At 70.0% G+C, this 9991-nt stretch carries 10 protein-coding genes; all 10 read right to left on the bottom strand.

Annotation, left to right across the window (positions count from 1 at the left end; genetic code table 11):
• Positions 1-607: AraC family transcriptional regulator (locus ACFVJS_RS22665; RefSeq protein WP_378885238.1), on the bottom strand; the 607-nt coding region annotated here is incomplete at its 3' end.
• A gap of 94 nt (positions 608-701) precedes the next feature.
• Positions 702-1997: a threonine--tRNA ligase gene (gene thrS, locus ACFVJS_RS22660; RefSeq protein WP_378885235.1), complete on the bottom strand. Its 1296-nt coding sequence runs from the start codon at positions 1995-1997 to the stop codon at positions 702-704.
• 202 nt (positions 1998-2199) lie between these two features.
• Positions 2200-2967 (bottom strand): pseudouridine synthase, encoded by a 768-nt coding sequence (locus ACFVJS_RS22655; protein WP_378885232.1) that lies wholly within the window; start codon positions 2965-2967, stop codon positions 2200-2202.
• A complete protein-coding gene (gene scpB / locus ACFVJS_RS22650; RefSeq protein WP_378885229.1) occupies positions 2964-3644 on the bottom strand; it encodes an SMC-Scp complex subunit ScpB in 681 nt (226 codons plus the stop codon). Before scpB ends, ACFVJS_RS22655 begins: the two co-directional genes overlap by 4 nt.
• On the bottom strand, positions 3637-4542 hold the full coding sequence (locus ACFVJS_RS22645; RefSeq protein ID WP_378885227.1) for a segregation and condensation protein A: 906 nt from the start codon (positions 4540-4542) through the stop codon (positions 3637-3639). Before ACFVJS_RS22645 ends, scpB begins: the two co-directional genes overlap by 8 nt.
• Positions 4543-4553: 11 nt before the next feature.
• A complete protein-coding gene (locus tag ACFVJS_RS22640; RefSeq protein ID WP_378885224.1) occupies positions 4554-4919 on the bottom strand; it encodes a hypothetical protein in 366 nt (121 codons plus the stop codon).
• On the bottom strand, positions 4901-5737 hold the full coding sequence (locus tag ACFVJS_RS22635) for a ParA family protein (protein ID WP_378885240.1): 837 nt from the start codon (positions 5735-5737) through the stop codon (positions 4901-4903). Before ACFVJS_RS22635 ends, ACFVJS_RS22640 begins: the two co-directional genes overlap by 19 nt.
• 411 nt (positions 5738-6148) lie before the next feature.
• Positions 6149-6295 carry a hypothetical protein gene (locus tag ACFVJS_RS22630; protein ID WP_378885222.1) on the bottom strand — a complete coding sequence of 49 codons (147 nt, stop codon included), beginning with the start codon at positions 6293-6295 and terminating at the stop codon, positions 6149-6151.
• Positions 6296-6325: 30 nt separating this feature from the next.
• A complete protein-coding gene (locus ACFVJS_RS22625) occupies positions 6326-8932 on the bottom strand; it encodes a DEAD/DEAH box helicase (protein ID WP_378885220.1) in 2607 nt (868 codons plus the stop codon).
• Positions 8929-9825: a site-specific tyrosine recombinase XerD gene (xerD, locus tag ACFVJS_RS22620; RefSeq protein ID WP_378885217.1), complete on the bottom strand. Its 897-nt coding sequence runs from the start codon at positions 9823-9825 to the stop codon at positions 8929-8931. Before xerD ends, ACFVJS_RS22625 begins: the two co-directional genes overlap by 4 nt.
• Between the last annotated feature and the right edge of the window lie 166 nt (positions 9826-9991).

The raw sequence follows: 9991 nt of genomic DNA, 5'->3' as shown, positions 1-9991 counted from the left end.
GGGCCCCGACGCCGACTGGCTGGCGCGCTGGTGGCCGCTGGACGCCGAGCCGGGCCTGCGGGCGGCGGCGGCTGTAGCCGACGTCGTCGGCCACCTCCTGCACTCCCGCTCCCCCGGTCAGCAGCGCCAGCGCCCGCCCGACCTCCGCGCGCGGCCCGGGCTCGCCGTACCGCGCCAACGCCCCGACCAGACGCGTCACCACCAACCGCTCCCACTGCCGCGGATCGGTCTCGGCCAGCTGCTCGGGAAGACTTCGTACGTCACCCGGTGCCGCCACCTCGTCGAGATCCAGCAGCTCGCCGCGCCAGGCCGCCGCCGGCATCCCGAACAGCGCTCGCACCCCGGCGGTGGTCAGCCCCAGCTGTACGCCGCGCTGGTAGCCGCGATGGTGGATCGTCGCCGGCCGGGTGTGCAGCCCGGAGACCAGCGACCACGCCGTGACCGGTTCGCTCCCCCTCCCCCAGGAGGTGACCAAGGGGTCGTCGACCGACAGCACGAACGTGATCTCGGTCGACGGCATCCCGCGGTGCACCCCCGGCGCCCCGAAGTCGACGTCGTAGGCGACCAGCGAGGTGACGTAGGGCCGCAGGACCTCCGGCACGGTCATGCGTTCGATGGTGCCACGGTCGGCGCGGGTTGCCCATGCGCTATCGCGGCTGGCGGCTCGGCTGTGCGATAGCGCCGTGCGGTGTGTGAGGTTCTCACCACCCCAGGGAAACCGCCCGAGAGACGTACGCCTCCTTCATGGCCGCCACCAGATCGGCCACTGGGACCCGCCGCTCGACGCCGGCTCCGACGTCGCGTACCTGTACCTCACCCGCTTCCGCCTCGGCAGACCCGATGACCGCGATCAACGGCTCGCGACGACGGCGCGACTCACGGATCCGGGCACCGAGCGAGCCGTCCGGATCCAGGCGCGGACGGAGGCCTTCGGCGACGAGGGCGTCGACGAGCACCCGCGCTGCCGCATCCTGGCCCGGAGAGACCGGGAGGATCGCGACCTGGGTCGGCGCCAGCCACAGCGGGAGGCGTCCCTGGTAGCGCTCCAGGACGGCCGCGGTGACGCGCTCCATGGAGCCGACGGTGCCGCGATGGACCATCACGACCCGCTTCCGCGTGCCGTCGGCATCGTCATAGCTCAGGTCGAAACGCTCCGGCTGGTTGAAGTCGACCTGGACGGTGGCGATGGTCTCCTCCTGTCGAAGCGGAGCCCGAGACGATTCACTCTGTCCCCGCGGGTCGTTGACCTGGAGGTCGAGCTTCGGGCCGTAGAAGGCGGCCTCGCCCGGCGCCTCGACGACCTCGACACCGGCCTCGGAGGCAGCCTTCCTCAGTGCCTCCTCGGCACCGCGCCACTGCTCGGCGGAGCCCAGGTAGGACGGTGAGGAGTCCCGGAGGGAGAGACGTACGTAGTCGACCCGGAGGCCGAGGATCTCCTGAGCCCTCAGTGCCGACCGCAGTGCCTTCGCCGCCTCCTCGGCGACCTGGTCCGGGCGACAGAAGACGTGGGTGTCGTCGAGGTTGATCTGGCGCACCCGGCTCAGGCCCGACAGCACCCCGGAGCGCTCGGCTCGGAACATCGGGGCGAGCTCGTGGAGGCGCACCGGGAGCTGTCGGTAGGAGTGCGGACGCGCCCGATAGACCAGCGCATGGTGAGGACAGTTGGCGGGACGGAGCACCAGGTCGTCCTCCTCCCCAGCCGACCCCGAACCGACGGCCATCGGCGGGAACATGTCGTCGGCGAACTTCGCCCAGTGGCCGGAGCGCTCGAAGAGCGCACGCTTGCCGAGGACCGGGGTCTTGACCGGTACGCAGCCGTCGGCCGCGGCCAGCTCGGCCGCCAGCCGCTCCAGCTCGGCGAAGACGACGGCTCCGTCGGGCAGCCACAACGGCAGACCCGAGCCGGCCAGCGGGTCGGTGGCGAAGATGTCGAGGTCGCGGTTGAGGTCTCGATGGTCGAAGCGAAGCCCGAGACGGTCAGCGGGGTCGAGGTTCAATGTGTGCTCCTGGGGTGATACCCGGAGCACCGCCGCCAGAGACGCGAAACCGCCCCGGAGCGCTGCTCCGGGGCGGTCTGCGAAAGGGTTGGACAGCAGGTCAGCGCCGGAGTGGGTCCGGCGTCGTCGTGCTCATCGCGCACTGCTGCATGCTCCTCACCTTAGCGGGGCCGAGGTCGCGTACGCATCCGGGATTCGAGCCTCAGAGCTCGGTGGTGTCGAGGAGCTCGCCGAGCTCCTCGCGGGAGAGGTCGCGCATGTCGCCGGGCTTCATGGTGCCGAGGCGTACCGGGCCGATCCGGGTGCGGGTCAGCCGGGTGACCGGGTGGCCGACGTGGTCGAGGAGGCGGCGCACGATGCGGTTGCGGCCCTCGTGGATGACCAGCTCGATGATCGACTTGTCCTTGCGGGTCTCCATGATCCGGGCCTTGGTCACGGTGACCGGGCCGTCCTCGAGGGTGACGCCGGCGAGGAGCCGCTTGCGTACGTTGGGGAAGATCTCACCCTTGACCTCGGCGACATAGGTCTTGTCGACCTCGTAGCTGGGATGGGCCAACCGGTGGGCGAAGTCACCGTCGTTGGTGAGGATGATCAGGCCCTCGGTGTCGGTGTCGAGACGGCCGACGTGGAAGAGCCGCTCGGGGCGGTCCGCGACCAGGTCGGACAGGTTGCGCCGGCCCTCGGGGTCGCTCATCGTCGAGACCACGCCTCGCGGCTTGTTGAGGGCCAGGTAGACCTTGCCGGAGATCGGCGGGAGACGCTTGCCGTCGACGCGTACGACGTCCTTGCTGGGATCGACCTTGGTGCCGAGGCGGGTGACGACCTCGCCGTTGACCTCGACGTCGCCGTTGAGCATCAGGATCTCGCTGCCGCGTCGCGACGCGACGCCGGCGAGGGCCAGCAGCTTCTGGAGCCGGATCAGGCCCTCGTCGTCCAGCGGCAGATCGTCTCGCTCAGGCAGGTCGCTCACGCCTTCGATTCTGCCGCATCTTCGGACTCTGACCCATTCGTCCCGGGCGCGTCCGATCCGGCCTCCTCGGGCTGCGCAGCCAGCGCCTCCTGACTGACCTGCTCGGTCAGCTCCTCCTCCATGTCGGCGAGGTCGGGCAGGTAGGGAGCCAGCTCGGGCAGCTCACCGAGGTCGGTGATGCCGATCCGCTCGAGGAAGTAGCCGGTGGTGCGGTAGAGGTTGGCCCCGGTCTCGTGGTCCTGGCCGGCCTCCTCGACGAGGCCACGGGTGAGCAGGGTGCGCATCACGCCATCGACGTTGACGCCCCGGATCGCGGAGACCCGGGCACGCGAGACGGGCTGCTTGTAGGCCACCACGGCCAGCGTCTCCAGGGCCGCCTGGGTCAGCCGGGCCTGCTGGCCCTCGAGCACGAAACCGCCGACGACGCTCGCGTACTCCTCGCGGGTGTAGAACCGCCAGCCGCCGGCCACGTTGCGCAGGTCGAAGCCGCGGCCCTGCTCGGTGTATTCGGCCGACAGGCCCTCGAGAGCCTCGACCACCGCGGCCGTCGGGTGGCCCACGGCCGAGGCCAGAGCGGCCGCCTCGAGCGGCTCGTCGGCGACCATCAGCACCGCCTCGAGCGCCGGCCGAAGGTCGGCGAACTCGATCGCCAGCGTGTCCTCGGAGGCCTCAGTCATCGTCCTTCTCCCCATCGTCGGCGCCGTCTTCCGCGGGCGGCTGCCCCTCGAACTCGTCCTGGATCAGCTCATCGACGTCGAGTGCCTCGTCGCCGGTCCACCGTACGGTCAGCTCGCCCAGCGCGGTGACCTGGTCGAAGGCGACCGCACCCTCACGGAACAGCTCAAGCAGCGAGAGGAAGCGGGCCACCGTGGTCAGGGTGTCGGGCGAGTCGGAGCACAGGCTCCGGAAGGTCACCTGCCCCGACGCGCGAAGCCGCTCGATGACCAGTGTCGCCTGCTCCTTGACCGACACCTTCGAGCCGTGGATGTGGGACAGCCCGATCTCGGGCGGTCCCGGCTTGGGCGCCATCGCGGTCGCGGCGAGCTGGGCGAACTGCTCCAGCCCGATGCCGATGAGCACCTCGGGCAGCAGACCGGCGTAGCGCGGCTCGAGCTGCACCGAGCGCGGGTGGCGCTTGGACTCCTTGGCCAGCCGCTCCTCGAAGACACCGGCGACCTGTTTGAACGCCTTGTACTGCAGCAGCCGTGCGAAGAGCAGGTCGCGCGCCTCCAGCAGCGCCAGGTCCTCCTCGTCCTCGACGTCGCCCTGCGGCAGCAGCCGGGCCGCCTTGAGATCGAGCAGCGTGCTCGCGACCAGCAGGAAGTTGGAGGTCTGGTCCAGGTCCCAGGCGCCTTTGCCCCCGCCCTCGGAGGACCTGTCGGCGGCGCCCTTCTTGACGTACGCGATGAACTCGTCGGTCACCGTGGCCAGGGAGACCTCGGTGATGTCGAGCTTGTGCTTGGCGATCAGGCTGAGCAGCAGGTCGAAGGGCCCCTCGAAGTTCTCGAGGCGGACCTCGAAACCCCCGGCGCCGCTCGGCTCCTGCTCCTCGGCCCCCGCAGGGGCGTCTGGCATCTGTGTGACCGTCACTCGGCGAGGCGGTGCACGAGGGCGCTGTCGTCCCCGTACTCCTCCAGGTCGGCCAGCACGATGGCGAGCGCCTCGCGCACCAGCCGGCCGCGGTCGACCGCGATGCTGTGCTTCGCCCGCAGGTTGAGCCGGGCGTGCTCGAGGTCGAGCAGCTCCTCGGAGGTGATGTAGACCGTCATCTTCTCGTCATGACGTACGCGGCCGCTGGAGCGCTTCTTCGCGGCTGGGGCCTCCGTGGCCGGCTCGGGCACGGCGTGCACCGGGCGGGCCTTGGCCTCGGCGGCCGCCGGCGTGACGGTGCTGTCGGCCGTACGCCGGAAGAGGTCGTCTGCGGCGGGGACCCTCACGCGTCGCGTTGCCATCGGGCGAGCACCTCCTTGGCGAGCATCCGGTAGGAGTCGGCGCCGGTGGAGCTCGACGCGTACTCGGTGATCGGCTCGCCGACGACGGTGGAGTCGGCGAACTTGACGGTGCGCCGGATGACGCTGTGGAAGACGCGGTCGCCCCAGCCGTTGACCAGGGTCTCCATGACCTCTCGGCTGTGCATGGTGCGGCTGTCGTACATCGTGCCCAGTATTCCGTCGATCTGCAGGCGCGGGTTGAGCCGCTCCTGCACCTTGTCGATGGTGTCCTTGAGCAGGGCGACGCCACGCAGCGCGAAGTATTCGCACTCCAGCGGCACGACCACCGAATCGGAGGCGGTCAGGGCGTTGACGGTCAGCAGGCCGAGGCTCGGCTGGCAGTCGATCAGGATCACGTCGTAGTTGGCGACGGCCGGGGCCAGGGCGCGGGCCAGGGTCTGCTCGCGAGCGACCTCCTGGACGAGCTGCACCTCGGCGGCGGAGAGGTCGATGTTGGCCGGGAGCAGGTCGACGCCGTCGATGCCGGAGGGGACGACCACGTCCTGGAGCGTGATGTCGCGCTCCATCAACAGGTTGTAGACGGTCAGCTCGATCTCGTTGGGCTGCAGTCCGAGGCCGACCGAGAGAGACCCCTGCGGGTCGAAGTCGACGAGGAGGACCTTGCGGCCGTGCTCGGCCAGCGCGGCACCCAGGTTGATCGTCGTGGTGGTCTTGCCGACGCCGCCCTTCTGGTTGACCATCGCGACCGTGCGCGCCGGGCCGCCGGTGGCGGGGCCGGGCTCGGGGAGGTGGGGCCAGGGGCGACCGGTCGGACCCATCTTGTTCTTGCCCGGGGAGTCGTCGGAGCCCGCGTCGGGCTCAGGGGCGTTGGCGCGCAGACGAGCGGAAGGCGGATAGGCCGGCGGGGCCGGCGTCTGCGGAGGCATCTGTGGCGCGGTCGCACCACCTGCTCCGAAATAGCTGTCTTCCATTCCTCCACCCCCGGTTGAGTTGCCGCGGCCCTGGGACGATCACGGCGAGCGGGTCTATATGTCGACACGGCGACTCTAAGACCCAGATCTGCGCGACTCTAGGAGCCGCGCCGGGCGTGTCACAAGGCAAATCCCGCTGATTCTGCTACGTGATCCGAATCTGTTGATGACCTGTGAACTTGGCGCCTCGCCAGCCCCACAGGAAGGGCGCCCGATGTGGAGAAACCTGTGGATGGATCTCCGCTCGAGGGGCCGTCCTCAGTGCGACCGACGGCGCTTCTGGAACTGGTCGTAGGCCTTGCTCGCAGCGTCCTTGATCTTCTTCTGGTTCTCGGGCTTGCGCGCCTCGTTGGCGATCTTGGCGATGGCCGCGACGACGATGGGGTTCTTCAGTAGCTTGCGCACGACCCAACGCTATCGGATGCCCTCAACCTGTCACAGCCGGCGCATCGCCACCGTCGCCAGCACCAGCTCACCGGCCTCGTCGCTCGCGTCCAGGTCGGCCACCGCCTCGATGACCCAGTCGTGGTCGCCGGCGGGGTCGTCGATGGTCTGGGTGATCCGCCACACCCGGGTGTCGGCGTACGTCTCGTCATCCTCGTCGACCCCGGCGGGAGCACCGCGTTCGGCCGTCCAGGTCAGCAGCTTGGGCGAGCGCGAGTCGGCGGAGATGCCGACGTCGTCGTGTTCGGCGAAGTAGGCCTCCAGGGCGTCATCCCAGCGGGACCTGGTCATCACGACCTCGCGCGCCGGCTCGAAGCGGTCGGCGGCCGCGCGCTCGAGACGCATCAGCGCGTCGAGGTCGTCGCGCGAGACCGCGTCGACCCGGGCCCACATCGCGTTGCGCACCATGATCTCGAAGGCGCGGACCTGTTGCGACAGGGACCGCGGGGGCGGCGGCGCCTCGTGATGGGCGACCGCTGCCGGGATGTGCTCGGGGTCGGAGAGCGCCTCCCACTCGTCGAGCAGGCTCGAGTCGGTCTGCCGGATCGTCTCCCCCAGCCACTCGACCAGGTCCTCGATCTCGGGGCTCTTGTGGCTCTCGGGGACGGTGTGGCGGAAGGTGCGGTAGGCGTCGGTCAGGTAGCGCAGCACCAGGCCCTCGGAGCGGGCGAGCTGGTAGCGGCGTACGACGTCGGTGAAGGTCATCCCCTGCTCGTACATCTCGCGCAGGATCGACTTCGGGTCGAGGGCGTCCTCGGGCAGCCACGGGTGGGTGCCGCGATAGACCTCGAAGAGCGCCTCGAGCCGCTCGGCCATCGGCTTGGGCCAGGTGATCTCCTCGATGAGCGCCATCCGCTCGTCGTACTCGACGCCGTCGGCCTTCAGGTTCTCGATCGCCTTGCCGCGCGCCTCGTGCTGCTGGGCGAAGAGGATCTGGCGCGGGGGCTCCAGGACGGACTCGATCACCGACACGATCTCGAGGGTGTGCTCCGGCGACTCGGGGTCGAGCGTGTCCAGCGCGGCGAGAGCGAAGTGGGCCAGAGGCTGGTTGAGCGCGAAATCGGCCGGGAGCGCCTCGGTGAGGACGTAGCGGCGCCCGTACGCGTCAGGGGTCTCCAGCCGGGTGAGGACCCCGCTGTGCACCAGCGAGCGGGTCAGACGCAGCGCCCGGCGGGCGAGCTTGAGCTGGGTGCGCCGGTCCTCGTGGTTGTCCATGGTGATCCGGCGCATCACCGCGAAGGCGTCCTCGTCGCGGGCGACGACGTTGAGGATCATCGAGTTGTCGACCTTCATCCGGCTCTGCAACGGCTCCGGGGCACCGTCGACGAGCTTGGTGAAGGTCGCCTCGGTCCAGACCACCGTGCCCTCGGGCGGCTTCTTGAGCTGTGCCTTGGAGTTCTTCTTGCCGGCTTTGCGGCGCTCCTCCGACTTCGCCTTGGCCTTCTCGTTCTCGATGATGTGCTCGGGGGCCTGGACGACGACGTACCCCTGGGTGTCGAAGCCGGCCCGGCCGGCCCGCCCGGCGATCTGGAGGAACTCGCGGGTGCGGAGGATGCGCTGGCGGCGACCGTCGAACTTGGCCAGGCCGGTGAACAGCACCGTGCGGATCGGGACGTTGATGCCCACGCCGAGGGTGTCGGTGCCGGCGATGACCTTGAGCAGACCTGCCTGGGCGAGCTGCTCGACCAGCCGTCGATATCTGGGGAGCATGCCGGCGTGGTGGACGCCGATGCCCTTTCGCAGCAGCTTGGCCAGCGTCTTGCCGAAGCCGGCGGCGAACCGGACCGGCTCGAGCCGCTTCGTGATCTGGTCCTTCTCCTCGGTGGTGAGCTTCAGCCATCCGGCGTTGAGCAACGAGGTGCCGTGGGTGACGGCGTCCTTCTGGGTGAAGTGGACCACGTAGACCGGCGCCTGCCCGGTGGTGACGAGCTCCTCGAGGGTCTCCGACAGCGGCGTCAGGCGCCAGTCGAAGGTGAGCGGAACGGGTCGTTCCGCCTGGTCCACGAGGACGGTGTCGCGGCCGTTGCGCCTGGTCAGGTCCTTGGCGAGGGCGCTGGTGTCCCCCAGCGTCGCGGACAGCAGCAGGAACTGGGCCTGCGGGAGCTCGAGCAGCGGCACCTGCCAGGCCCAGCCGCGGTCGGGCTCGCCGTAGTAGTGGAACTCGTCCATGATGACGAGCCCGACGTCGGCGTGCTTGCCCTCGCGCAGCGCGAGGTTGGCGAGCACCTCGGCGGTGCAGCAGATGATCGGGGCGTCGGCGTTGACGCTCGCGTCGCCGGTGAGCATGCCGACGTTCTCCGCACCGAAGGTCTCGACCAGATCGAAGAACTTCTCGCTCACCAGCGCCTTGATCGGCGCGGTGTAGAACGAGACCTTGTCCTCGGCCAGCGCCGCCGCGTGAGCACCTGCCGCGACCAGCGACTTACCCGAGCCGGTCGGCGTCGCCAGGATGACGTTGTCGCCGGCCAGGAGGGACAGGATCGCCTCGTCCTGGTGAGGGTAGAGGCTGCGGCCGCTCCCCTCCGCCCACTCCACGACCGCCTCGTAGACGTCGTCGGGGCTCGCGCCGACCTCGGGGATCCAGCTGGTGTCGGTCACAGGGCCCTCGGGTGTGCGGTCGCGAAGACCTCTCGGAGATTGTCCACGGTGACAAGAGTGTAGATCTGCGTCGTGGTCACCGACGCATGGCCCAGCAGCTCCTGCACGACACGTACGTCGGCACCACCGTCCAACAGGTGGGTGGCGAAGGAGTGGCGCAGCGTGTGTGGCGAGACGTCCTTGTCGATCCCGGCGCGCTCGGCCGCGCGGGTCAGGACCGTCCAGGCCGACTGACGCGAGAGCCGGCCTCCGCGGGCGTTGAGGAAGAGCGCGCCTCCCGAGCGGGCGGCGACGAGATCCGGGCGCGCCCGGGTGAGGTAGGCCTCGACGGCCTCGATGGCGTAGGAGCCGACCGGCACGATCCGCTCCTTGCCGCCCTTGCCCCTCAGCAGGGCCACATGGTCGACCCGGTCGAGATCGTCGACGTCGAGGCCGACCGCCTCGGAGATGCGGGCGCCGGTGCCGTAGAGCACCTCGAGGAGGGCGCGGTCGCGCAGCGCGAGCGGGGTGCCGGGCGCGCCGGCCGCGTCCAGGATCGCCTCGACATCGGCCAGCGGGAGCGCCTTGGGGAGCCGCTTCTCCGCACGCGGCGGCTTCACGTGGCCGGCCGGGTTGGCGTCCACCATGCCGTCGGCCACCGCGAACTTGTGGAACCCGCGCACCGCCACGACCGTCCGCGCCGCCGAGGTCGCGCTCAGTGCCGGGTGCTCCTCGCTGCCTTCGCGCAGGTGTGCCAGGAACCCCGACACCGTCGCCTCCGAGACGCCCGCCAGGTCGTCGACCTCCTGTTGCGCCAGGAACTCGGCGTACCTCCGCAGGTCGCGCCGATACGACGCCAGCGTGTTGGCCGCAAGCCCCCGCTCGACGGTCAGATGGTCGAGATACGTACGCATCGCGTGCTCCACCCCCGAGGTGGAACCCGAAGCAACCGATGCCGACGACACCCTGCCCATCCAACCAGCCCCGCCGACTCGGCGCATCTGTCCCTGGTCTGACCAGGGACAGGAACGAATCTGAACGGGTCAGTCGCGGGGAGCCGCGGAGGCGGCGTCACGCAGC

This window comes from Nocardioides sp. NPDC057772, assembly GCF_042798075.1.
Lineage (GTDB): Bacteria > Actinomycetota > Actinomycetes > Propionibacteriales > Nocardioidaceae > Nocardioides.
This window is presented reverse-complemented; position numbering and strand designations above follow the sequence as displayed.

Excerpts from the sequence above, each read along its gene's own strand:
- scpB (WP_378885229.1), bottom strand. The coding sequence starts at position 3,644 with ATGACTGAGGCCTCCGAGGACACGCTGGCGATCGAGTTCGCCGACCTT.
- ACFVJS_RS22645 (WP_378885227.1), bottom strand. The coding sequence starts at position 4,542 with ATGCCAGACGCCCCTGCGGGGGCCGAGGAGCAGGAGCCGAGCGGCGCC.
- ACFVJS_RS22640 (WP_378885224.1), bottom strand. The coding sequence starts at position 4,919 with ATGGCAACGCGACGCGTGAGGGTCCCCGCCGCAGACGACCTCTTCCGG.
- ACFVJS_RS22635 (WP_378885240.1), bottom strand. The coding sequence starts at position 5,737 with ATGGGTCCGACCGGTCGCCCCTGGCCCCACCTCCCCGAGCCCGGCCCC.
- xerD (WP_378885217.1), bottom strand. The coding sequence starts at position 9,825 with ATGCGTACGTATCTCGACCATCTGACCGTCGAGCGGGGGCTTGCGGCC.